This window comes from Halostagnicola bangensis, from assembly GCF_054653435.1.
In genome coordinates this window covers 19,472-43,060 of the sequence record NZ_BAAIGG010000003.1, presented here as the reverse complement: position 1 = coordinate 43,060, position 23,589 = coordinate 19,472, and the positions used below count along the sequence as shown (strand labels likewise).

17 protein-coding genes and 6 pseudogenes are annotated in these 23,589 nt (G+C 52.6%); 11 read left to right on the top strand and 12 right to left on the bottom strand.

Features of this window, described 5'->3' with window-relative positions; all coding sequences use genetic code 11:
- Window positions 1-89: 89 nt before the first annotated feature.
- Complete coding sequence (locus ACYQ14_RS18255; RefSeq protein ID WP_459890199.1) at window positions 90-1,028, bottom strand: hypothetical protein; 939 nt, start codon at window positions 1,026-1,028, stop codon at window positions 90-92.
- Window positions 1,029-1,219: 191 nt separating this feature from the next.
- Here ACYQ14_RS18255 and ACYQ14_RS18250 point away from each other — a divergent pair.
- The 3 genes and pseudogenes from ACYQ14_RS18250 to ACYQ14_RS18240 form a co-directional block, all read left to right on the top strand.
- Window positions 1,220-1,795 (top strand): annotated as a pseudogene (locus tag ACYQ14_RS18250) (transposase); the annotation flags it as partial.
- A gap of 526 nt (window positions 1,796-2,321) precedes the next feature.
- The gene (locus ACYQ14_RS18245) at window positions 2,322-2,750 is read left to right on the top strand and encodes a magnetosome magnetite crystal formation protein family (RefSeq protein WP_459890197.1); all 429 of its coding nucleotides are present in this window, start codon (window positions 2,322-2,324) and stop codon (window positions 2,748-2,750) included.
- Between the two features lie 873 nt (window positions 2,751-3,623).
- Entirely contained in the window at window positions 3,624-4,721 is a 1,098-nt protein-coding gene (locus tag ACYQ14_RS18240) for a tyrosine-type recombinase/integrase (RefSeq protein WP_459890195.1), read from the top strand.
- A 14-nt stretch (window positions 4,722-4,735) separates the two neighbouring features.
- On the opposite strand, the pseudogene ACYQ14_RS18235 reads toward ACYQ14_RS18240, so the two are convergent.
- From ACYQ14_RS18235 to ACYQ14_RS18225, 3 genes and pseudogenes are all read right to left on the bottom strand, one after another.
- Window positions 4,736-5,370: pseudogene (locus tag ACYQ14_RS18235) on the bottom strand (IS6 family transposase).
- A 623-nt stretch (window positions 5,371-5,993) separates the two neighbouring features.
- The gene (locus tag ACYQ14_RS18230) at window positions 5,994-6,752 is read right to left on the bottom strand and encodes an IclR family transcriptional regulator (RefSeq protein WP_459890193.1); all 759 of its coding nucleotides are present in this window, start codon (window positions 6,750-6,752) and stop codon (window positions 5,994-5,996) included.
- Between the two features lie 483 nt (window positions 6,753-7,235).
- Complete coding sequence (locus ACYQ14_RS18225; RefSeq protein WP_459890191.1) at window positions 7,236-8,237, bottom strand: ABC transporter substrate-binding protein; 1,002 nt, start codon at window positions 8,235-8,237, stop codon at window positions 7,236-7,238.
- 944 nt (window positions 8,238-9,181) lie between these two features.
- Here ACYQ14_RS18225 and ACYQ14_RS18220 point away from each other — a divergent pair.
- The 5 genes from ACYQ14_RS18220 (at window position 9,182) to ACYQ14_RS18200 (ending at window position 13,867) form a co-directional block, all read left to right on the top strand.
- A complete protein-coding gene (locus tag ACYQ14_RS18220; protein WP_459890189.1) occupies window positions 9,182-10,531 on the top strand; it encodes an aminomethyl transferase family protein in 1,350 nt (449 codons plus the stop codon).
- A 762-nt stretch (window positions 10,532-11,293) separates the two neighbouring features.
- A complete protein-coding gene (locus tag ACYQ14_RS18215) occupies window positions 11,294-12,370 on the top strand; it encodes an amidohydrolase family protein (RefSeq protein ID WP_459890187.1) in 1,077 nt (358 codons plus the stop codon).
- Complete coding sequence (locus ACYQ14_RS18210) at window positions 12,367-12,738, top strand: metal-sulfur cluster assembly factor (protein ID WP_459890185.1); 372 nt, start codon at window positions 12,367-12,369, stop codon at window positions 12,736-12,738. Before ACYQ14_RS18215 ends, ACYQ14_RS18210 begins: the two co-directional genes overlap by 4 nt.
- A gap of 165 nt (window positions 12,739-12,903) precedes the next feature.
- Window positions 12,904-13,167: a hypothetical protein gene (locus tag ACYQ14_RS18205; protein ID WP_459890183.1), complete on the top strand. Its 264-nt coding sequence runs from the start codon at window positions 12,904-12,906 to the stop codon at window positions 13,165-13,167.
- A 289-nt stretch (window positions 13,168-13,456) separates the two neighbouring features.
- A complete protein-coding gene (locus ACYQ14_RS18200; RefSeq protein ID WP_459890181.1) occupies window positions 13,457-13,867 on the top strand; it encodes a transposase in 411 nt (136 codons plus the stop codon).
- A 58-nt stretch (window positions 13,868-13,925) separates the two neighbouring features.
- Here the strand turns inward: ACYQ14_RS18200 and ACYQ14_RS18195 are convergent, their stop codons facing one another.
- Window positions 13,926-14,855 carry a WD40/YVTN/BNR-like repeat-containing protein gene (locus tag ACYQ14_RS18195; RefSeq protein WP_459890179.1) on the bottom strand — a complete coding sequence of 310 codons (930 nt, stop codon included), beginning with the start codon at window positions 14,853-14,855 and terminating at the stop codon, window positions 13,926-13,928.
- Between the two features lie 222 nt (window positions 14,856-15,077).
- Window positions 15,078-15,636: pseudogene (locus ACYQ14_RS18190) on the bottom strand (MOSC domain-containing protein).
- Window positions 15,637-15,638: 2 nt separating this feature from the next.
- Between ACYQ14_RS18190 and ACYQ14_RS18185 the strand changes: the two are divergent.
- A pseudogene (locus ACYQ14_RS18185) lies at window positions 15,639-15,794 on the top strand (TATA-box-binding protein); the annotation flags it as partial.
- Window positions 15,795-16,215: 421 nt separating this feature from the next.
- Complete coding sequence (locus ACYQ14_RS18180) at window positions 16,216-17,457, top strand: S8 family peptidase (protein WP_459890178.1); 1,242 nt, start codon at window positions 16,216-16,218, stop codon at window positions 17,455-17,457.
- Between the two features lie 99 nt (window positions 17,458-17,556).
- On the opposite strand, the pseudogene ACYQ14_RS18175 reads toward ACYQ14_RS18180, so the two are convergent.
- The 6 genes and pseudogenes from ACYQ14_RS18175 to uraD form a co-directional block, all read right to left on the bottom strand.
- Window positions 17,557-18,217, bottom strand: a pseudogene (locus tag ACYQ14_RS18175) (IS6 family transposase).
- Window positions 18,218-18,262: 45 nt separating this feature from the next.
- Window positions 18,263-18,421 (bottom strand): annotated as a pseudogene (locus ACYQ14_RS18170) (AMP-binding protein); the annotation flags it as partial.
- 165 nt (window positions 18,422-18,586) lie between these two features.
- Window positions 18,587-19,357 carry an enoyl-CoA hydratase/isomerase family protein gene (locus ACYQ14_RS18165; protein WP_459890176.1) on the bottom strand — a complete coding sequence of 257 codons (771 nt, stop codon included), beginning with the start codon at window positions 19,355-19,357 and terminating at the stop codon, window positions 18,587-18,589.
- Window positions 19,358-20,136: 779 nt separating this feature from the next.
- Window positions 20,137-20,487 carry a hydroxyisourate hydrolase gene (gene uraH, locus ACYQ14_RS18160; protein WP_459890174.1) on the bottom strand — a complete coding sequence of 117 codons (351 nt, stop codon included), beginning with the start codon at window positions 20,485-20,487 and terminating at the stop codon, window positions 20,137-20,139.
- Window positions 20,484-21,458 carry a factor-independent urate hydroxylase gene (pucL, locus tag ACYQ14_RS18155; protein WP_459890172.1) on the bottom strand — a complete coding sequence of 325 codons (975 nt, stop codon included), beginning with the start codon at window positions 21,456-21,458 and terminating at the stop codon, window positions 20,484-20,486. The genes uraH and pucL overlap by 4 nt, the downstream gene beginning before the upstream one ends.
- A gap of 64 nt (window positions 21,459-21,522) precedes the next feature.
- Window positions 21,523-22,044 (bottom strand): 2-oxo-4-hydroxy-4-carboxy-5-ureidoimidazoline decarboxylase, encoded by a 522-nt coding sequence (gene uraD, locus ACYQ14_RS18150; protein WP_459890170.1) that lies wholly within the window; start codon window positions 22,042-22,044, stop codon window positions 21,523-21,525.
- A 262-nt stretch (window positions 22,045-22,306) separates the two neighbouring features.
- On the opposite strand from uraD, the gene ACYQ14_RS18145 reads away from it, so the two are divergent.
- Entirely contained in the window at window positions 22,307-23,575 is a 1,269-nt protein-coding gene (locus ACYQ14_RS18145; protein WP_459890168.1) for a M20 family metallo-hydrolase, read from the top strand.
- Window positions 23,576-23,589 lie beyond the last annotated feature (14 nt).

Below are 23,589 nucleotides of genomic sequence, written 5' to 3'. Positions count from 1 at the left end.
TCTGGATTCCATCACCGTTTCGACGCTAATCAGAATTATTCGACTCACAGGAAAGGTGGGCTACGCTTTCGAAGATTGCTAAGGATCAGTTAGGTTGGGATCGTGGGAACCATCGGAAGGTCATCCACGTCGACCCATGGAGTCCTCACTGTAGCTCCCGTACTTATTACGGTACCACAGACTTCACAATTGACCGGCCCACACGGGTTTGCACAGATATCTAGACCGGTAACCCCGAGTCCGAATCTGAGTTCTGAATTTCTAGTTTCAAGTGTTATTTCTCCGCACATCTCGATCTCTCCTCCGGGCATGGGACCGGGCAGACTGAGATTTGGTTCAAAACAATAACCCTCCACATCATCCGGTCCGACGTGGAACCCGAAACCACCTGGACTTACTGTTACTTCCTGCCCCGCAGCAGTAACTGAGATATCTAAGAATAGTTCACCCCCTATCATTCCATCTGTTGTACCCGAAATTTCAAACCCGCCCGAGATGACGACGCAGGGTTCTTGTTCCCCAATTACTGGAAAGTCCATCGTGGTACAGCCAACGTCCTCACTTACCGTGAGGAGGTCAGAGACGTGGGGACGGAAGTTGTCTTCACCGAGGGATATGGGGTGATCTCGTTCACGCCATGCACCTTCCTCGGCTATTTCATAGTACTGGCCCGACGGGGGCTCTGCGTTCTTGTACTTCCCATAGTAGATATCGGGTTGTTCGGGGCCTGGTGTGTCTGCTTGGTCGAGATCTTCGGTTGAAGAAATGGACTCCGTCTCTGCTTCTGTGAATCGTTGGCGTACATCCGGATCAAGAAAGATGTGGTCCGATTCCTCCAGAGTCTCCCGGAGTTCTTGCTCTGTCGTATACTCCTCTTCGCGTTCATCACCTGACTCCTTCCCAGCAACAGGTTTAATTCCAAATATCGCGCCACCAAGTCCAGAAGAGGCTGCAAGCGCTTTCCGTCGAGTCATTCCATTTCCACTTGCTTCACTGCTATTGTATGGATTATCCTTCTTCTCTTTCATTGCAATTCATTCTCTATCATATCATAACTTAATATTTTACATATAGGAAAACAGTCTTGGTGGAATACATTTCTAAATCTACAACTAGTGAAAGACACCATGTCCATACCTAGAACACTCCAATAATATAATGTGTATTCTATAAAAGATTAAAATGATAATTTATATCGGAATATAAATAGCCATGCAGCGTGATGATCGCTGATGGAACCGTCCTGCGGTTACACTAATTTCTCTCTGAGGAGTTCCAAGCCCTCCACAACGCCACTGAACAGACGATAGAACGACTCGACGTTACTGACGAAAAAACGCACGACGGCACGTTGTTCAACACAGGATCATGGCTTGAAGAACGGCTCGTTCTCTTCGACCGAGCTTACTTCAAGTACCGCCGCTTCGCGTTGATCGATGAGAACGACGGCTACTTCGTGAGTCGGCTGAAAGAGAGCGCGAACCCAGTAGTAACGGAGGAGTTACGGAAATGGCGCGGTAGTACTCCGGGAAAGTTATTGAGGAACTCATATTACGAGTGGGTAGGAAAGAGACTCTTGGCTCTGTTTTGTCGCACCTGTTGCTCAAAAACTTCTATGAGGTACTACCGGTCGCACGCCCAGCTCATCCTCCACGAACTTGGCAAATACCTCGGTTACTCGCCGCCACCGCTGTTAGAACGACTGATCGAAGATGCACAGAAGATCCACCAGCAACGACCAGTGTTACAAGAGACGCTCGCTACCGCTACACAACCGAGGTGTGAGTTTAGCTAAAGACGAATAGGGATCAATCCTTGTACTGGCGAGCTGTTGTCGCTCATCCATCCTACACCGCATTTGCGCCCCGCCGTAGATCATCGCTGACTCCTACGCTAACATTTTTCTGCTACTTGAGTCATGAGACGTTCAATCTGTTCTCACCATCCTCGCGATAATGCCGAGTCAGGGGATTGCTGAAGGTGGTGAAACTGTTCTTCCGAGTTTTCTATCTATACAGGCCTGAATATTCACCACGATGTATAATTCTACTTCAGCGATTGCCGATAATTGAGTAGCATAGATCAAATTGAAGTCTTCCCAGCCTATCAGTTTTGCAGGACCATTCGGGTAGCACCCAGTTCGTGGTGAGTGGCCAACTAACATCAGATAATGCGGTATTTGCCGCTAATATTGGCCGAATTCAGGACAGAGAGTCTCTACGGGGCTGAGTCTGAATGATAGCAATATCCAACCATAGAAGTAGAGATCAAGTGATTAGACCAATAGTATTATATGACCTCAACTAACGATATACCGATATATGAACGGATCAAACGATTCATCACAGGAAAGTAACCGATCGATTATGGGCATTCTTGTTCATCCACTGAGTCTTTTGACTGGTGGGATAGTCGCGCTCGTAATGTATGTTCTTGCCCAGAATGAATATACCAAAGCGAACGCTCGAAATGCCGTAAACTGGTATATATCCATACTTGGTTTGTTTGTTGTGACATTTGTAACCTTCTTTCTCGGTGCGGACGAAATTGAGGCTGGGGGAACGACAATCGAGTTTGGAATTCTTCCGGAGTCTCTCAGTGTAATTCTTGGGTTGATTGGGATCGCACTGATGATAGTGCTGGTATTGGCCTATTTGGCAACATTAATCTTCGCTCTCATCGCAACAGTCAAAGCCATCTCTGGTACCGCATGGAAATATCCATTTTCACGGTCCTTTGTAGGTCGTTGACTCTTTTTCGCTAAGAGCCGGAACCGTATTCTGCAATGACATCCTTGATAAAATTCTGATACTATAGGTCGAAAACATCGAATCAAACACTCGTTAGTAGTAGTTCTGATTTTGGCTGCTATATTTTAGGGTAGTTGGTGCGCGACTTCACAGAAGGTGAAATAGAATCCACAAACTCGAAACTATTGTTAGTGGCGTTGTAGTCGACAATCACGCAACTACTGGTCACCCTCAATGTATTGATCGCGTCGTAAAGTCCTCTAGAGTTTGTGGCTATGCTAAACGCTGTTTTCATCTATTACAGGTTTAGAACTGCGTGACCGAGTGCACGGTGATTTGGGACTCTGAGAGACATCTTGTAGACTTGCGCTCCGGCTCGGACGAGCAAAGTCTAGACCGCTTTGCAACGCGACCAAGAAATTTCTCCGAGTAGAAATCAACCTCTCTCGAGCCACACCATCAATTAATCTAGAACCGTCAAGACACGGTGTTTATGGATATGATCGAGGATAGCAGAATTACCGGATACCTATGCCTATCTGAACACAGGTTTCGATTGTGGATGATACCGGGACAAAGACCACTATACCATCATTTATACGATAGGGTTTTGCCCCGAAATCCCATAAGACGGTTTGTTCCTTCGAATAACCATATGTGATCTAGTGGTTTGTAGGAATCTACCTTCCGAACCTCTGAACATCAGACTGGCAAATTTTATATAGCACTATATGCTTTATAGATCTGGATTTTGAGTCGTAGGGCACTCGAGCACACCGAAAATGGCTGGAATAGTCGATACAGAATTCACTTCGTTAAACACCAGTTTAACAAAGTAGATTTATGTGGGTCGACACTGTACCCCACAAGTGAATGTCTGGATCGACTGATCGACGGGCTGACCGCGGGGGGAGGACTCTCGAGGAGGCGGTTTCGCGCTATCTCGGATCGCTGGACTCGGGCGGCTCCCGGTCGACGATGCGCTCGCCGCTCACTGAATTCGCGAGTTTCTGTGACGGAGAAGGTGTGAAGCGAGTCGATCAACTCGAGACGAACACGCTCCGGGAGTACGGAATGTACCTTCGCGAGCGGTACATCGACCAGGATCTGGCAGCGTCGACGGCGAATACGTACTTCAAATACGTGCGTGCGTTTCTTTCGTTTTGCGTTCGAGACGAGTTGCTAGATACAAATCCGGCAAACACACAGCGCTCAGAAGAGTTTCTCCCCGAAGATAAAGGCGATCGAGAACGCCAGTTCTGGGAACCCGACCAGCGCCAACAACTCATCAGTTACGTCACCGAACGCGTGGATCTGGCCCTCGAGGACTCCATAGACGTCTCTCGGAAAATCGCCTATCGAGACCGGGCAATCGTGGTCCTGCTGGCCGAGGCTGGCGTTCGTGGCGCTGAACTCTTCCGTGATCCGCGTGACGACGCCCGCAACGGCGTGACCTGGGGCGACATCGACCTCGAGAATCACTCTCTCGAGGTATTCGGAAAGTCCCGTCAGTACGAGCGCGTGGGTCTTCCGTCAGATGCTCGAGGGGCGTTGCAACGATATCGACGCGTTGCGGATCCACCGACGGAGGAGTGGCCTGTCTTTCCCACTGATCACGCTCCCTCAAAATATGCAGCGTATCGTGAGAGGGTTGGCGAGGAACCTGATCCAGATGTGTCCATTGATGAGGCGCTTCGAACTGCTGAGGTGGCGCCGCCGTCGATCACGAAAGCTGGCGGGCGATCAGTGATGAAACGGCTCACGAAGGAAGCTGGAATCGAACTCGAGGATGATGACTATCTGAAACCCCATGGCGCGAGACGGGCGTTAGGAGCTGAATTGTACGAAAAAGGCCACTCGGAGTTGGCACAGTCGGCTCTTCGTCACAAATCCATCGAGACAACGCATGAGTCGTATTCTGATATTCAGGCGAAGGATGTTGCCAGCGGCATCGATGAGATTCGAGACTGATACTGACATCGTGTTCAGATAAGCTGATTCCATGCAAAGGCGAACGATCTGAGCCACTCGTCAGCTGTTTCCACGTATGCATTACTAATATAGTTTGAAAACGAAGAGGCTCATCGTTTTACCTCTCGAAAGACATGCTCAGCGCTGTTCCGATTTCCCTGGCGTTCGTATCTGAAATCGAGATCATGTCGTTGGCAGGCGTAGTTCAGTGCTTTGTCGCCGTCGACGAGAAACACGGCGTCGTTGACGTCGTGTTTCTTGCACAATTCCGCAATGAATGAACTTGCTATTACTTTGTTTCTGGTCGGCTCAAGCTGTATATGGAGTAATCCGATCGATTCGTGATCAACCACAGCATACAGCCAGTACTGCTCGTCGTTGAGTCGGATTACGGTTTCGTCAACCGCAACCTGATCAGGATTCCGACCAGAATCTGGCTGTAGGTCGGCTTTGTGAACCCAGTTATGGACAGTTGATCGAGCGCGTTCAACACTGAAGGTCTCGAGAATACGAACAGTATCCGAAAGCGAGAGACCGACGAGATGAAGCTGAATACTGAGCTTCATCAACAGTCGCGGTGTTGCCTCTCGCTCCACAAAACCCAAGTCAATCTGGCCGATATAGGACTGAGGCGTGTGTTTTCGGGCATGAATCACCTTGAAAACGCCACGCCTCACTCCTTCAACCTTCTCTGAACACCACCATCGCAACGGATTGGAAAACAGCACCAGGATCAAAAAATCTCGCGCGGATACAACTCGACCGCTAACATAGTCGGAGTAGGGACCTCCGCAGTGGTGATAGGCCTCGACTTCGAACGTCGGAATTTGGTTAGTAGAGGTCGCTCTTCTTGGCTATGCTCGTATTATACACCTCTGACGTACGAGCGCCACCACCTCCGGATCGATTCCGCGTTCCTCTCAGATGAGGTGCCATATCTCTCCCCAATCGAACCGGTCTAGAAGGCACCGAAGTGGATATCTCCGTCGATCCTCGAGGGCACGGAAATTCGGTGTTCTCGTCAGTATCATGTTCGAATCACTGCCTCGATGCGGGTTTGAGAACTGAACAAGCGGTGGCGAGAAGCGTCCATGCAACGCGCCAACCCGCTCAAAAAGACCGTAAACGTAGAGTCTGATGCAGTCTGGCAGAACGATGGCGCCTCGATACTCGTCGGGGTGTTCGGGTCGAGTCTCCATTCGCGGGAATGTCAGTACGGAGGTCGTTGCAGGCCCGAACTACTCGGTATCGAGCGTTCCTCGAGAACCTATATTATGTGTACTGGTATGAGACTTCAATTTCGTCCGTTGTGGCTATCACTTGCTGAATGAGCGTATTTTTGTATTCTTTGTCTTTGAGACGACCAGTCGGACATCCAATAGCAACTGTCCCGAGCAGTATACCATCGACGACGACGGGTGACGCAACAAAACCCAATCCCATCGTCTCTTGGTTCCAATCCACTGCGTACCCCTTGGATTCTATCTTTGCGAGCTCCGATTTTAATTTTTCGTCGTCCGTTATAGTATGCTCAGTAACCGGCTCGAGCCCACGTGATTCGATAATTTCATCGACTCTCGCATCTGATAGTTGAGAGAGAATAACTTTTCCCGCGGCATGAGTATGAATCGAGGTTCGCATACCTGAGTACGAGCCCAGATTGAAAGATTCCAGCTCATTATCATTGTATAATAGGACCCATTCACCCCCTTCTTCCACTCCGAGACTACAGTGTTCACCAGTTTCTGCCGCAAGTTTCCGCAAAGGAACTTTTCCAGCTTTGAAAAACCGGTTTCGATACCTGAGGCGACCACCGTGTTCTAGGCATCTATACCCTAGTCGATACGATCCGCCATCATTTATCACAATTCCTATCGTATCAAGTGTCGACAAATAGTCGTACGCCGTACTTCTCGTCGTATCCATTCGATTAGCAAGTTCAGATGGCGTTATTTCATACTCTTCGTTTAGTATTTCCACTACCTCGAATACTTTGACAACAGTTTTGAGCCCGTTTGATTGATTTGTCATAAAACGAGTTTACCTTCATCTCTAAAAAGCGTTAGGATAGCTCGGACGAGATGATCAGTTGGTTTCAGTAAGATGTTTAGCTCTGGAACCACGTTTCGACAGTATCGGTTTGGTATAGCGAGACTCCGCCGGTGATCATCCCGGGTTCTTTCCTTGAGGATGGGCAGTTGGTCCGTCGAGTCTCGAGTGAAACGAGGAGAACGTCATCGCCGTCTTTGTGTCGCTATTTCGGAAACTAGAGGCAGTAGAGCAGATCGATTTCCCGATGCCGTGACGGTCAACACCCACTACGACGCGGTCCAGGGAAACGGCACCTCTACCGGTGACTCCCTACCGATCTCGTCCACCTCCGACTACCGGGCAATGCTATCACTCGCCGATGTCGACGGCGAGTGCATCGACCCGGGCACCGATACAATTCTGATTTTGTGCGAGTCGGGCGACGGGAAACGCACGTCTGTCGAACACCACGAACGGACGGAACTACGAACTCTGGATATAATCGTTCGAAACATGATCGCTCACGTCAAAACTCTCCTCTATAAATCCGAAATCCTCGAGTTCGCTGACCCTATTCTGCAATGCATCAGTATCAATATCTAAACTCTCTCGATAGAAATCTCGATCAGTGAGCCAGTAAGAATCGATTGCTTCTTCGCTCCGGTCGAAATGTTCGCTAACGGTTGCTATTAGATCCGAACGGTTCTCGAGCGCGTAGTTTATCGCAGTTGAATAATCATCCACCCACGCTTCGACAGCAGACTCGTTTTCTTCGACTGTGTTTTGCGAGATACAAATAAACGCGAAGGGGTACGGTTCGTCCTTGATTTCCTGGCTCGTGAACACCTCATTAAAGCCTTCATCTATTGCTTCGCTGCCGAAGGATGCTGGAAGCAACCCGGCATCGAGCACGCCTTCTTCCATTCCTTCGGTGTATGTCGGCATCGGCTGTTCAACGAATTCAACGTCGTCCTCACTGAGTCCTTCGCTCTCCAGTGCACTCAAGCAAAGTAAATGACTTTCCGTTTCAAGTGCATTCACGCCGATGTACGTGTCTTCTAAATCTTGAATCTCCTCGATATCGGAATCTGGATGACTGAACAAAGTTTGTCCGTAATAGTCTGGATGTGCATCGTAATAGTCACTGGCGACAGCCATCATCCCTCCTGGAACAGCATCGTTTGTGATTGCCGAGGCGTAACTCGTCGGCGTTAACGTTGCAATATCGAGCTCATCGGCCGCGATAGCTGTAACTGCATCGGGTGTCGCTTGATCCTGTTGTGGATCCAGTTCGTACTCTTCCCCGAGATGATCAAGTTCTTCTTGGATCTCCGGGACGGCCATAAGTGAATTTCCATTGTCGGGTGGTACAAGGTAGCTCATTCGCAATGAACTATCCGAATCGTCCATGCAACCTGCCGTCAACCCTACCCCAGCGATACCGATTGTTGAACTGATAAAGTGTCGTCTGCTATGTTTTCCCATGGAATGCGCATAGGCGGATATGTATATATAACTTTGGGAATTGACTATTCGCGGATGAGACGTCACAGTTCCCAACCGGCGTGAGAACTAAAGATAAACAGTGGTCTAATTGAAAAACTACCCGTGTACGTGAGTGTATCCAACTCTCCAGCAAAATTGCCTGCCGTCACACTCTGCCACAAATCGTTTAATAGAACGCCCGTTGCTATCAGCTGCTGCCGAAAGAGGGTTTCACACGGGATTGCAGTCATATCTGTGCGACCGTTATCCTTCCCGAAGTCAACTCGACCGCTGACTGGGAAGCATCCAAAGACAACGCAACTCGCGACGATGCAGTCATCCATACCCGCATACGCACAACCGAAAGCGACTCGAGTTGCTCGTAGTAGAGTTCATAGACAGCACGCGTAGCTTTCGGCAAGAATTAGTTTCGATCCGAAACTCCACACCGTACGACTCGTCTGTTACTATATATCGGACGAGATGTACAACCACTAGCTAACGCTCTGTGTGTATTCATTTAAACCCTGTTTATATACTAGGTCTTTACAATCGTATGTGTGTACAAGTAACTTTGGTCGTGAGACGGAGGAGGAATTTTGATCAACGTAATAACCTTCAGAGACCGAACGGAGTTTTTGGTGACCGCTCTAGTCACTCTCGTTCATTTAGCGATTTTGGTCCGATATACTCTGACGAGCCGAGCAGTAGTTTCCAGAAAATCACAACACTACAGACTACTTCGGAGGGTATCCTACCTTTGCTGAACACACAGCGAATTTCGATGACAGCATGAAGAACGGTGTCCGACTGACAAACATCTCACACACGGTAGATGCGTAGTGAGATCCGGTCTCATCGGTAGCGATTATCCGTTGCCTTGACGAAAACTACTGACAGCAAGATATTAGTAGAACGGTTCCAAATAAGGTGATAGCTAATACATGGTGTATGAAAATGTGGAGCAAATAGTCAATACAGCTGAATCACCTGTCGAACTGTTCCGAGACATCGGAAGTGGATCGTTCGGATTCCCCAACGTCCCCGACGAACATACACACTGGATAGCGGAACAACGCGCGTGGAGAGAGACGTGCTCGTTCGCCGACCAATCCCACCACATGGTCGATTACTGGATCGACGGACCGGATGCGCTTGAGTTACTCAGCGATCTCGCCGTCAATAGCTTCGACGGGTTCGAACCGGGGAACGCAAAGCAACTCGTCGTTGCGAACCCGAACGGCTATTTCATCGGCGACGGCATCCTCTTTTACCTCGAGGAGGAGGAGTTCGTCCTCGTCGGACCGCCACTGGCACCGAACTGGATACAGTATCACGTCGAAACAGGAGGGTACGATGTCACGACCGAACGTGACGAGACGTCCGGCGTCCGAGACGGGCCGCCGACCAATTATCGCTTCCAGTTGCAGGGTCCAAACGCCGTCCAGCTCATGGAAGAAGTGACCGACGATCCCCTCCCGGATATCGGCTTTTTCAACTTCACTGATGTCACCATTCAGGGCTGTGATGTCACCGTCCTTCGACACGGGATGGCCGGGGAAGCTGGCTTCGAATTCTGGGGCCCTTGGGCAGATGCAGATGCGGTTAAAGAGACCGTGCTTTCTACTGGCGAAAAGTACGGAGTGCGTCAACTTGGAGCCAAAAGTTACGGGAGCTCGGCTGTCGTCTCGGGTTGGGTCGGCATGCCCCTCCCTGCGATCTACGACTGCGAGGAGATGCAAGAATACCGGGAATGGCTCGACGCTCGCAGCATCGAAGGCCATTACTCGATCGCTGGCAGCCTCGACTCCGATGACATTACGGACTATTACGTTACGCCAGTCGAGCTCGGCTATGACCGCATCATCGAATTCGACCACGAGTTTGTCGGCCGAGAAGCGCTCGAGGCAGAGGTTGCAGACCCCGATCGGACGCTCGTGACCCTCGAGTGGGATTCGAGCGATGTCGTCGATGCGTTCGGATCTCTGTTCGAAGAAGGGAAGACGAACAAATTCATGGACTTCCCCGTTCCGTGGCGATCGGCGTCTCATCACGACGCGGTGACGAAAAACGGAGAGCTTGCTGGAATGTCGATGTGGGCTGCATACGTCTACAACGAGCGCGCGATGATCTCTTTAGCTGTCGTTGACACCGAACTCAGCGATCCGGGTACGGACGTCACTCTCATCTGGGGAGAACCAGAAGATTCGAAGAATCCAGCAGTTGAACAGCACGAGCAAACCGAAATCGCAGCGACGGTGGCCCCCGTCCCATACACCGAGGACAACCGATAGACTCGGCTTTCAAACCGACTGAGCATTTTCCACGAGAAAGCGAAACGGGCAGCTCAAAGTTGTGTTGGTCCACACGTTCGTTAGCAGTGGTTCAGGAACAGACCCTCCGATCATGCGTTGTGATAAATTCGTGCAATGAGAGCGACACCGTGCGACCTGCTGGCACTCGGTATTCGATTTCACCTAGACTTTCTCTAACTTATGGACACAGTTTAGAGATTAGAGAATTGCGCTGTCGAACGGAGTCGAAAAGTGATCCACGATTAGGTGCACAAAGACGGCTTTGCTCCTGTTGAGGGCACTGAGCCGAACAGAGTTGTGCTAGACGCGAGGTTGAACTGGATCGATAGGAAACAGTACTGTTGTACGCAGTGGCTGAGTCGACGACAAACCGATGCCGACGTTCGGCTGTACTCCGTACGGAAAACTGCTCTCACCAGAAGGTTTCTCGTGGAACTTGTGGAAAACACGATGTCGAAGACGCTGTCTCTCTAATCGATTCAGCCGTCTGGCTGAGAGTCGCGCTCTACCGATACGGCCTCGAATTTCGGTACGAACGTCACGGTAATCGCAACACCGACAAACATGTATTCGCAGAGATAAAAAGGAGAACGTCTTCGTTATCAAACTTGTTTAGCCATATCGATCCAGAGACGGCTAATTCGCGGAACGATATTTTTCATTTCTGGCACAATGAAACACACTAAATACGATCTGAACGGGTGGCCACAGATTTATGGTGATTGATCATACAATATATGTATGGTATTGCTTGACGATGTGTTCGTAGTCGACGCCGTTTCCCACGCATATAATCAAGCTGAATCGAACTTCCGCGTTCCGAGGTACGCAGAACAAATTGCAGACATTGGGGTCGGCCTCGAGGACGCGATGCCCGACGAATACAAACGAACAGCAGAGACGTTTTTGAGTGATTGGCCTGTTGAATACACCGAAGACGTGCTGTTTCGAGAAAGTCAGACGGATTTTTCGGTGTTTCATCCACAATCGATTACGGTCTTTCACGACGGGCTGACGGCCCTCGAGAAAGCACAGACGTTTACCGAGCGTAACCCAACGCGTGGTGTCGCCCTCGGCAGCATCGACGCGGTTGGACTCGAGGATCCACAGGGTGAGCTGACACGACAGGTCGAAGCGTTCGATCCCCACGGCGTGAAAGTCTACCCCTCCTACTGGGAGGAAAACGGTACACACCACGGGTTCAAGATGGACGACCCGGAAATGGCGTTTCCGCTGTGGGAGCACGTGGCTGATCTCGGACTCGACGTCGTCGCTGTTCACAAGGCGATGCCGTTCGGTGCGGTTCCGATGGACTCCTACGAGGTCGGGGACGTCGAAGAAGCGGCCGCGAGCTTCCCCGATTTGACGTTCGAAATCGTCCACGGTGGCCTGACGTTCGCTCGAGAAACCGGCTGGCAGATTGCACGATTCCCCAACGTCTACGTCAACCTGGAGTTAACCCTCGCAGAGGCAGTTACGACACCGAAGACGTTCGCAGAGACGATGCAGGATCTCCTCTACGCCGGTGGCAAGCGCGCGATCAATAAGATCATCTGGGGGACCGGTGCACCTCACTTCCATCCGCAGTTGTTGCTTGAACGGTTCTGGGATTTTGACTTTCCGGAAATGGAAAGCCTGAACGGAAGTTTCACTATTACACAGGAGGATAAACGAAAGATCCTCGGCGAAAACTTCGCGCAAGCGCACGGATTCGATCTCGAGGAACTCGAGGCACAGACGGCCGATGATGAGTACAGTGATGCGACCCTAGTCGAAGAGCCGTGGTCGACGACCGGTTTCGAGGTGGCCTCCTCGTGACGACAGTCGAGGCCGTTCGGGAATCGCTTCGAGAGATCGTCGATCCGTGCAGCGCCGCGACCGGGTCGAACCTCGATATCGTCGAGATGGGGCTGGTGAAATCTATCGACGTTTCCGAGAATCACGTTCACGTTTCTATGCGGCTGACAACGCTAACGTGTCACATGGTCCCGTATTTTTTCGAGGAAGTCGAGGGGAGGGTCGGCGATCTTGCGGGAATCGAATCGGTCGAACTCGAAACTGATGGCGGGTTCGAGTGGTCCGAGGAAATGCTATCTGACACGGCAAAGCAAAAGCGACAGGCAGTGCTGGACGAACAGGAGGCGCGATATCACGAGGAACGGTTTGCAGCGAGTAGTGACGACTAATCGCTTCGGCGGAGTCGTCAGCTTCCGAGGGGGAGAACTGTTCGTACCGGTCTCCCAGTCCCATCGTACCGCTGTCGGCCGTCGAACGTCCAACGTCAATTCGGCGTCCCATCGGGGAGTATTCTTAACCGCGTCGCGCGTGAACGATTGCAGTACGACGTTGCCATGAACGGTCTCACCGACTCGCGCCCGCCGCTCCCAGCGTGGATTGTGGATGCCTACGAAACCCTCGTTGCACACGGGCACAACGCAGGGAAGCCCCAGAACAGGCAGGCAATTCCGCGTGAAAACGCCCTCGAGGTCCTTCGAAACGCCGAGCAGTTAAATCTCGATGCGGGAGATGCGGTCCACACGTTGTCCGGGCTGATCAATCGCGGTTACCTCTACGAAGTAGATGGCGAACTTCGAGTAACGATCTCCGAAACCTAACGAGCAAGCAGTCCGTACCGACATCTGTCCGCACGTGTCGCACAACGGGCACTTCATCCCGGTTCGGTATCCGTCCGACAAACTCGTCAAACTCGAGGAGATCAATGTCGAGTCGATCCCCTACGAGACGGTTCGTCAGGTTCTAAAAAAACGACCTGAAACCGTGGAATTCGAGCCAATGGGTGATTCCACCCGAGAACAACGCTGATTTTGTCGCACGAACGGAGGGCGTTCTCGATCTCTACCACGATCCATACGCCCCTCTCCATCCCGTTGTCTGTTTTGATGAATGTCCTGTTCACCTTCGTGGCGATGGGAAGGCGTCCCTGCCGCGGAACCGGGCAGGGACGCTCACCATGACTATACCTACAAACGCAACGGTACGCGCAACCTCTTCGTCTATTCTGAGCCGCTCGTTGGCTGGCAGGAGATGACCGTCACCGACCGCCGCACAAAACAAGATAGGGCGAACGCGATGCACGCACTGGTTGAACAGTATCCCGACGCAGATGTCATTCGCGTTGTCTTAGATAATCTGAACACACACCACCCCGGAGCGCTGTACGAGACGTATCCGCCGGCCGAAGCCTGGCGGATACTCGAACGGCTCGAGTTTTATTTCACTCCGGTTCACGGCAGCTGGCTCAACATGGCTGAAATCGAAATTAACGTTCTCACTCGCCAATGTCTTGACCACTGAATTCCGGATGCAGCAACACTCCGTTCGGAGGTCGCTGCATGGGCTCGATCGTCGAGAATCACCCCACGGCGATCGAGTGCGTTTTCCCGGAGACCGCTCCGATCGTCTGCCACCCGCCGCCGTCGCGCCGAAGGACGCGGCCGTCGTACGCCGCTGCGAGGACGTCGTCGCGAGTAGCGTCGCGGACGGTCCAGGCGAAGACGAACCCGTCGGGCCCGACTGGAGACGGGACGGTCTCGAACGTATCGCCGTCGTCGGTCGATTCGTACAACTGCGCATCCGGGCCGCGTTCACCGTCCCAGGCCGGCGGTGGCACAGCGCCGGCCGCGTAGAGCCGGCCATTCGCGGCGACCGTCTCGACGAAGTAGCTGCGATCCAGTCCCTCGTCGAGGCGCGTCCACGACAGCCCCGCATCACGTGTGCGATAGAGGCCGCCCCCCGTCGAGGCGACGTATTCTGTTTCACCCAGGACGAGGACGTGGTGGACATCATCGTGTATCTCCTCTCGGCGTTCCGTCCACGTTGCCCCGTTGTCGTCGCTGACGAGGACGCCCCCGACTTCGATTCCGGCGACGAGCCGCTTCGGGGCGTCGGGATGGATACCGAGGCTGTGAACCCTACCCTCGTCGCGGTGGCGAGGGGTACGCCACGTCTCGTACGACGGTAGCTCAAGCAGGCTCTTTCGTTCGCGCCACGACTCGCCTCCATCCGTGGAAACGAACAGGTGGGCAGGGTGAGTTCCAGCGAAGAGGCGCTTCCCGTCCGACGTTTCGAGGACCGAGAAGACTTCGCGCTGGGGAACGCCGAGATCGCGCCACGTGTCGCCACCATCGTTCGAGCGGAACAATCCCGAACTCGTCGCCGCGTAGGCCGTGTCGCCGAAGACGCGCACGCGAAGGACGCGCTCGCCGTCGAGCACCAGCGTCGCGTCGTCGACCGAATCAATCGGCGCGCGGTAGACACCAGCAGCCGTGCCGATCAGGAGCACGTCCACCCTCCGTCGGTCGCGACGATATCGTGTACAGACCGAGGTAATCCGGACGTGTCTTTCCTCGTGAACAGAATCAGGGGAGACGGCTCGGATAGGCTCGCCTTGCCGGCTGAATACGATGTCATGAGATCATCAGCGTGGGTTGTGCGTTCGTGCATCATCGTACAGGTGATTCGACGGGGGACACACAAATGACGACTTCCCCTCATAATATGGGGTTTAATTTAGTTCGTCGAAGAAGTAGTGCTCGAGAAGATGGGCCTGGCCGCGATGCAACCGCTCGGCGAGCGACGATCGAGCGATGCGGCGACGTCCTCGAGGGATGTCTCCCGAGGAACGTTGAAGTGGCAGCCTCGTAGGCGGCCAGCAGCGCCTGCAGTACGCCGTCCTGAGTGATGCGCTGAAGATGGTTGCACGGTTTACACAGTCGATCGCCTCGACAGACGATGTCGCCGATTCGGAATCGTTGTCCAACAAGATGATTGAGTGCGACGTCACGGGTTTCGATGTTTCGTCGGTGTTCTCCCGGTGCGAGCTCGATCACCCCTTCACGTTCGATCGCTGTAATAGCCTCCTGTTCGACTAACGTGAGGTCATACCCATCCTGGCGTTCCTCATCTGAGTCCCACTCGACGAGGGTTCCCGTCTCAATCTCGCTAAAGTAACGATCACCTCGGAGCCCCTTCCCGGTGATTGCTTCAACAGTGGTTTGTTCCTCCATCTCAGCTTTGGCCTCGGGTGCTGTTAAAATACGTCCAATGGTGCCACTCCCGGCCATGGATCGTCTGTACTGGCGCAAAAAGTCTCGAGGGTGCACATGAGAGTATGGAAATAGTCTTCGACACATTTCAGAATCTCCAAATTGAGGTTGCACAGGATCCGGAAGTCACCGTTCAGAATATCGTCAGTAGTGCTGACCTCGGTCGCAATCTCAATCGATCTCCCCAGATTCTTCTAAATCCGCGTCGTAGCTCTCACTGAGCAGGTCTGAGAGCATTATCCAAATCAACTTAACGACCTGCTCACTTTTCAGGCTGACTCAACTAGACAGTGCCCCAGAGGATATGGAGTCACTAAGCGCATAGGTCGTCGGTTGAAACACTCTTTCTCTCGATATATTTCTAGAAGATTACAACGGTGATTTCGGAACTAGCCGGACTCCTCGCGCGAGTAAACCCGATGGTAGTAGGCTGTTGTTATGATTGCCTCGAGCACGATAATACTCCCCATAATCTCACACGTATGTTGCAATTTTTGTTGGGTTTGACACTCTCTATAGATACTAATAATCAAATACATAATATGTACTCGTGAGTGAACGAATACCTACTCAGTGGTCATAGCGACTGGTTCGTCTATGAACAAACCACCTGAAACGCATTTCGAGAACCGGATTGGACGACGATCGTATCTCCGAGCAGCTGCCACGGCAGGAATCGCAACTGCAGCGCTTGGAAGCATCGGAACAGCTGCAGCACAGGACGACGCAGAGGCGACGAGCCAGTACAACGTCGGCCACGAGACTGAGGCAGGAAGGGAACACGCGAGAGGTCTTGCGGTGGAAGTCCACCACGAGTTCGAGGCACTGGATATCACGACGGTCGAGGTAGCAGAGAGTAACCTCGATGCCCTTGGTGACCATGAGGATATCCGATTCGTCGAAGCGAACGCCGCGCAGAGTATCGATCTCCCTGACTCCGATCCAGACCACCAACTGCTAGAGGAACTTGAAGTCGAGCAATGGAATCCCTGGGGAATCGAACGAGTTGGTGCTCTTGTTGCACACGAACTCGGCGAGACCGGGTGTGACGTCCACGTTGCGGTCATCGATTCCGGTATCGACCCCACGCACGAAAACTTACATGCCAACATCGGCGAGGGTGTTGCCTTCGTTGAGACCACAATCGAGAGCAGTGAAAAGTGGGCTGATGACTTCGGCCACGGCACGCACGTGTCGGGGACGATAGCAGCACTCGATAACGATATTGGTGTCATTGGTGTGAGTCCATCCGCGACGCTCCATCCGGTGAAGGTACTCGACAACCAGGGAACTGGAACCGATGCGAACATCGCTGCCGGGATCGAGTACGCGGCACGTCAGGGCTACGATGTTGCCAATATCAGCGTGACCGAACAGGAGACATCGCAGACACAGACCGAGGCTGTGCGGTTCGCCCACGAAGAGGGGCTCTTGGTCGTTGCAGCGACGGGTAACGAGGGCCTCCCGCAGGTGGACTACCCTGCGGCACACGAGGAAGCGGTCGCCGTGGGCGCGATCGCGCAAGACGGTTCGCTGGCACCGTTTTCGAACACGGGCCCCGAAGTGAACCTGGTCGCTCCTGGGACCGCTGTGTTATCGACGATTCCTGGCAGTCAGTATGGGGTCATGGAAGGCACTTCGATGGCCACGCCGCACGTGACTGGTACCGCATCGTTGCTGGCCGCACACGGCCTCTCTACTGACGAAATCCGCAAAATCCTCACCGCATCCGCAGAAGATCTCGGACTCGGACACAACGAAGAGGGATCGGGGCTTGTCAACGCGAATGCTGCCCTCGAGGAGCTCGAAAAACTAGAGGTAAAGGCGCTGGCCAAGTAACAACGTTACCATTGTTGATTCCTTTTTCGTGTTTTACGGTTGCCATCGATTGGAGGTCCCCTCATGTTGGTCGGAAACTGATTGGTCTTAGGACACTGTCTAGTTGAGCACCTCCGCTGGCTCTTGTCCGTTGAGTGACTGGTGTGGTCGTTGTGTATTATAATAGTGTACAAACTGTTCAATCCATTCTCTGACGCTTGACCGACTGCTCACCTAGGAGTCATGGAAGCGGTCAACACGCATTTTAAGGGTGTGAACCACTTTTCGGTGAGGTTTCGTTCGACATAGTCGAGCTGATCGTTTAACCCTAATTGAGAGGGGGCAGTCAGATACCCGTAGCCATCGACGAGAAACACGGTCTCGGAGAGATCGTGTTTCTCGGTAAATTGATACAGGAATGCAGCGGCTTGATCGGTGCCTCGCTGACCAATGACTGCAATATCAAGAAGTAACTTTGACTCTATATCTATTGCAGCATATACTCAAGACCAGTCGCCGTTGATCTTGACAGCGGTTTCATCAACCGCGACCCGCGAGGGCTTCGCCATCGGCGGGTCTGGAATCATATACGGTAGACGACGTATCCAGCTCCAAATTGTTTGATGAGACCGTTCAACGCCGATCAAGCGAAGAATCGCTTGTATCTCTCGAAGCGAACAACCAGTCGCGTGAAGACGGACGGCGAACACCCTGGCCCAATCGCCGTCCGCTCACGCTCCCAACACTCATCAAATTCCGCCGCGTAGCTCTTGTTGAGCAGGTTTCAGAGCATTGATCCAAACTACCTCTACGGCCTGCTCGCTTCTCAAACTGCGCTAACTAGACACTGCCGGTTCGAGTTGTTTGCAAATACGGCGTAGCGGTCACCCGGTTCGATGCCCGCATCCCGAAGTGCGTTCGCGACGCTATCAACTTCGGCGTAGAGTTCGACGTAGGTCATCTCTCTGTCGACACTGGTGACGGCTGGCTTTTTGGGTGCCGACTAGCGACGACGTGGGGCCTGTACAGGGCGTTCATCGAGTTCTCACGGAGAGATGGTATTCATCACTATAGTGCTCCCCCCGAACCCCTGCCTATCGGATCTGTAGATCGCCGTCCTCTCGGTCTTCGCAAATCGTTCCTGGTAAAGTTACGTCCACTCGGGCTCTCGATCTTCTCGAATAGCGGCCATCGCCTCCTCGAAATCGTCGTCATCCATCGCTTCCGCCTGAAGTTCGAGATACCGATCGAGAAAACCCTCGAAGTTTCGATCGAACGATTCGACAGTCGCTTGCTTGGTCAAGCGGGCCCCCGCTGAATTAACCACCATGTACTCTTCGATGATCTCTTCGAACTCCTGCTGTTTCTCCCCTTCGTCAACTAAATGATCGACGAGTCCAATACGTTTCGCTTCCTCCCCGTCGACGTAATTCCCGAGAATGTTCATCTTCTTTGCACGTCCCATCCCTACATACCGTGGTAGCCGCCACGTTCCGAGACCGGGCAAGATGCTCTCTTCGATGGCAGTCAGGCCTAATTCGGCCGAGCGGGTACAAACGCGAATATCGGATGCCAAGGCAATCTGCAATCCGCCGCCGATAGCGTAGCCGTCAATGAGACAAATCACCAGTTTGTCCATCGTCTCGAACCGACGGAGCGCCTCTTCCCACAGCGGGAACATTCGGTCGTCTATCTCACCCTTCGCAAGTTCCTTGAGATCGATACCGGAACAAAATGCCCGACCTGCTCCCCGAATTGTGATTAATCGAACGTTCCGGTCGTTCTCGAGTAGCTGTGACACCGCATTTAGATCACGGGTGAGTGGGTGATGGATCGCGTTGAGCCGCTCCGGTCGATCGAGCGTGATCCTGGCGATTTTTCCCTCTTTTTCGACTGAAAGGTGCTCGAGTTCTACGTGCATAGTCGGTAATAACGTCACCAGAGTCGCTTATAAGCTTCAGGGTGAGAAAACTCGCGAACGGACTAACTCGAATTTTGCCGGCTTTTCTGTCGGAGAGCTGATCGAATATCGGGAGTAGTTGCTCGTTATACGAACTTCCATCGTTCGAGTTGGGTAGGGACTTGTTCAAGGAAGGATATGATCGGGGTCGTTCGAGACCCGGAAAAAAAATTCCCGCGCACGATACTCGCGATTACACTCCTTCCCAGTCGTTTCCTCAAGGCGATCGAGTGCACGAGAGGCAGTCGGTCCGTCACATCAAGCAGTTCTTGTACGACAGCGGCAGTGAGATGCGGTCGTTCAAAGCGTTTGTACGCGAGCTGTGTGTACGTCATCCTCAATTGGCCCGACTGCCTGCTGGAACGGGAGTTGAGCTGATCGCCCCGTATAATCCACGAAACGCCGCTGATCCAGTAGCAGTCGAATACCGAATCGAAGATGGGAGTAACGGAGAACGTACCGCTCAAGCGATCGGTCCTTACTGAGACGCACAAGCAACGAACACAGATTGAGCGAACGGTTAGAGGTGTACGGACTGTGGTTTCGGGGCGCTACGCACCCGAAGCCGCCTCCATGGACGGGAACATGCGTTTCTTGGACTGTGTCTCCGAGTGACGTTGCAGTTATGAACTACAAACAGGACGTAAATTCGGGCCGAACGAAGCTCGTGGTATGAGTTGAATTGTATAACACCCTCGTTGGTTAGTAAAACCAACTCCACGCTATCTGATGCCCGACCATCAACTCCCCCGATAGGTTGTGTACCCCCCTGGCGACAGGAGAAGGGGGACATGGTACTGTTCGTCAACGTCATCAATAATGAACCGAACAGGGACCGTCTCTAAGAACGACGATTCCGACTGCGCTTGGCGGTAGTAGTCACCGACATCGAACAGGAGTTGGTACGTACCGGTTTCCATCTCATCTTCAGTCAAGAGTGGCTTATCGAGCCGCCCATCATGGTTAGTTGTTCCTTGATTAATCGTTTCTGCATCACCCGAATCATCTATTCGCTGGAGCACCACGTCGACACCGGATGCGGGACCTTCACGGCTGGTATCAAGAACGTGTGTGGTCAGTCCTGGGCTCATTGTTCCTCCAGGTCACTGCGGTCCATAGAAAACTGTTGATAGCCGGTTGGCCGGGGTGGTTCTCTGAATACCTTTGCGTCTCCTTGTAGGTCATCACGTACCTCAATCCACGTTCGATTGTTCGCTTCGAAGCTGACGTCTTCGAGCTCCGGATATCGCTTCAGGATTCGGAGACCAATCTGATAGAGTAGATCTTGGATTGAGTTCGAATCGATCTCGTGGAACACTACTTGGGCGATATCACGGACCTGTTCAGCCGGAACGTATCGTCGTGGTTCTTCTCCCAGCGCATCCGCTGACTCGCCGTAGGTCCAGAAGATATCGAGAGAGATGTAGAGTGCGCGGTCCTCCCGCTCCGGGAGCGTCGTATACTCATCTTGGACGTAGCCTGTGAACGAGTTTTCTTTCACTTTGATGAGTTCGATCCCTGTAACGCCGCTCGTCTGCTCTTTGAACTCGATGGAGCCACCGTCCCGTTCAAGGTATATTTCTCCGAACGCCGATTCGTCATCGGAGACCCGGAAAACGAGGTCACTTGGCTCAAACCCATCATCTCCGGGAACGGGCCGCTCGTCGAACGGATACTCAGTCGCCGACATTTTCACCGCCTCCAGGTGCGAGTACGTCTCCAGAAATTCGTTCCCGACGAAGTGGAGAAAGCCCTCCGCTGTCGTCCCCTCGTACTCTCCCGCCTGATGAAGAACGAAATTCTTCATCGAGTCCGTCGCCACCACCTTGCTGTTGTCTGCCTCGCTAAAGGACGGTAAAAATTCCTCGCCCTCGAACTGTACACGGACTTCGAGTCCAAAGAGGATGTTATCTCGCCCGTCGAAAGACGATTCCGGAATAGTGCGAACGCCTTCAAGCGGATTGGCGTAGGTCCGGTAGACTGCGATCTTTTCTTTCCCGTAGTTCAGTATTCGTCGATCAGTACTCCGTACGTCGGTATCGATTTCGTTGCTGTTGCTCATGTGTGGTAAGTTGGGTATCTCAGTATTTCGGCGTTCGTCATCATGTTCGGGGAGTTGGTTGTTATCAAGTGCGTTCGTCCTCATCTGTCGCTACTAGCTCTTCGAGTCGAAGTCTCGCGATGTCGTTGACTTCGTCCAAGGCGGTCTGGAATTCCTCGGACTTAGTACGGTCAATCCGTTCTTCCATGGCGTTTTGGATCGTCTCAACCGACTCTTCCCTCACCGACATGAGGAACGGAAATCCAAACTTGTCTCGGTACGTTGTATTCAGTTGCTGGAACGTTTTGTACTGTTCAGCGCTTAGTCGATCGAGTCCGGCAGACGCTTGTTCTTCCTCCGACTCGTCGGTCATTTCAATATTTTCACCGAGGTCGGGGTGGGCTCGTAAGAGGTCTAGTTGTTTCTTCTGTGATGCGTTCCGGACGACATCCGTCATGGTCTGGCGTACGTCTTCGGTAGAAGAAAACGGTCGTTCCGACCACGCTCGCTCAGCTATCCATGGTGATTCCTCATATACGCCACCGAAAATGTCAACGAACCGCTCTTTGTCGGCTTGATTGAGATCCTCAACCGTGAGTCTCGTCATCCCACCTCAATTATAGATTACTCTTCACTTAAAACTTTCTTCGAACGGTATCCGTTGAAAACGACGGTCACACCTCTCCGTTCTACGAGCGTCCCTCAAAACAGCATCAGTCCCGGCACCCTGTGCCGTCGTATCGTATTCGGTACGAACATACGAATTGCTCCCCGCACAGCGACTAGACGAGGTTTTTGAATCGCATGGAGTATCTGTTCTCCCGATACCTTCAAAAGAGGGCGTGTTTTACCATACCATAGCGAGACAGATGGATCAGCATCTCTACCAGTACGTCGACGAGGACAGACTTCGGGAAGATATCATGCAGACCGCCGAATTCGGGTCCGTTCCCGTCGAAGACGGGAACTGCCGAACGGTGCTAACCGGAACAGAAGCCAACAAACGGGCTCGAGAATATTTCGTAAAGAAACTGGACGAACGAGGACTCGACGTTTCTATTGATGCCGTTGGCAACATCGCCGGTCGGTGGGTTCCTGAGAACGCCGACCCAACTGCTCGTTCTGTTGCAACCGGCAGCCATCTCGATTCGGTCGTTGACGGAGGGCAATTTGACGGTGTACTCGGTGTGTACGCTGGCCTCGAAGCGATTCGTGCCATACAGGATGCTTCACTTTCACCGGATTTCCCTCTCGAAGTCGTGGCGTTCACCGAAGAAGAGGGTGGTCGGTTTTCTGATGGCGTCCTTGGCTCTTCAGTGGCAATTGGCGCCTCCAGCGTCGCAGACGCACTTGCAACGACCGATGATACTGGTGTGACGTTGGGCGAGGCCCTAGAGGAAATTGACTTCAAAGGCGAAGAGCGCCTGGACGCAACCGCGTGGGATTCGTGGCTCGAGCTCCACGTCGAACAAGGCACTCGACTGGAGGAGACGTCCGTTTCTGCTGGCATAGTAACGCATATCACCGGCACTATCCGCTGTCATATCGATATCCTCGGCGAAGCGGATCACGCCGGAACTACTTCGATGGAATCCCGTGTCGATGCGTTGACTGCAGCAAGCGAACTGGCGCTCGAGATCGAGTCGGTAACGAACGAAATTGTCGAAACTCACAGTGAGACTGCTGTTGGGACTGTTGGTCAGTTCGATGTTGAACCAGGCTCGATCAACGTTATCCCTGGTTCCGTCCATCTCGGAATCGACATTCGTGATATCGAATACGAATCGATGGAACGGATCGTCTCGAGCATTCGTCGTTGTTTAGCCCGTCTAGAGGACGAGCGCGCCGTTGAAACGACGTTTAGCCGCCCGTACGATATCGAACCCATCTCGATGAGCGATCGCTGTATTGCAACACTTCACAGTGCAGCCACACAAGCAGGGATCAGTACCATCGAATTGCACTCCGGTGCAGGGCACGATACGATGCACATCGCGAAAGTAACTGATGCCGGACTCGTTTTTGCTCCCTCGGAAGGCGGATATTCCCACAGCGCGGCGGAATGGACCGACTGGAGTGACTGTACCACTTCAACGCGGTTGCTTGCAGGAGCGCTCTATGATCTGGCTACTGAATGAGACGCAGAGGCCAA

Coding starts and splice junctions, on each gene's coding strand:
- ACYQ14_RS18255 (WP_459890199.1), bottom strand. CDS start 1,028: ATGAAAGAGAAGAAGGATAATCCATACAATAGCAGTGAAGCAAGTGGA.
- ACYQ14_RS18245 (WP_459890197.1), top strand. CDS start 2,322: ATGAACGGATCAAACGATTCATCACAGGAAAGTAACCGATCGATTATG.
- ACYQ14_RS18240 (WP_459890195.1), top strand. CDS start 3,624: ATGTCTGGATCGACTGATCGACGGGCTGACCGCGGGGGGAGGACTCTC.
- ACYQ14_RS18230 (WP_459890193.1), bottom strand. CDS start 6,752: ATGACAAATCAATCAAACGGGCTCAAAACTGTTGTCAAAGTATTCGAG.
- ACYQ14_RS18225 (WP_459890191.1), bottom strand. CDS start 8,237: ATGGGAAAACATAGCAGACGACACTTTATCAGTTCAACAATCGGTATC.
- ACYQ14_RS18220 (WP_459890189.1), top strand. CDS start 9,182: ATGGTGTATGAAAATGTGGAGCAAATAGTCAATACAGCTGAATCACCT.
- ACYQ14_RS18215 (WP_459890187.1), top strand. CDS start 11,294: ATGGTATTGCTTGACGATGTGTTCGTAGTCGACGCCGTTTCCCACGCA.
- ACYQ14_RS18205 (WP_459890183.1), top strand. CDS start 12,904: ATGAACGGTCTCACCGACTCGCGCCCGCCGCTCCCAGCGTGGATTGTG.
- ACYQ14_RS18200 (WP_459890181.1), top strand. CDS start 13,457: ATGTCCTGTTCACCTTCGTGGCGATGGGAAGGCGTCCCTGCCGCGGAA.
- ACYQ14_RS18180 (WP_459890178.1), top strand. CDS start 16,216: ATGAACAAACCACCTGAAACGCATTTCGAGAACCGGATTGGACGACGA.
- ACYQ14_RS18165 (WP_459890176.1), bottom strand. CDS start 19,357: ATGCACGTAGAACTCGAGCACCTTTCAGTCGAAAAAGAGGGAAAAATC.
- uraH (WP_459890174.1), bottom strand. CDS start 20,487: ATGAGCCCAGGACTGACCACACACGTTCTTGATACCAGCCGTGAAGGT.
- pucL (WP_459890172.1), bottom strand. CDS start 21,458: ATGAGCAACAGCAACGAAATCGATACCGACGTACGGAGTACTGATCGA.
- uraD (WP_459890170.1), bottom strand. CDS start 22,044: ATGACGAGACTCACGGTTGAGGATCTCAATCAAGCCGACAAAGAGCGG.
- ACYQ14_RS18145 (WP_459890168.1), top strand. CDS start 22,307: ATGGATCAGCATCTCTACCAGTACGTCGACGAGGACAGACTTCGGGAA.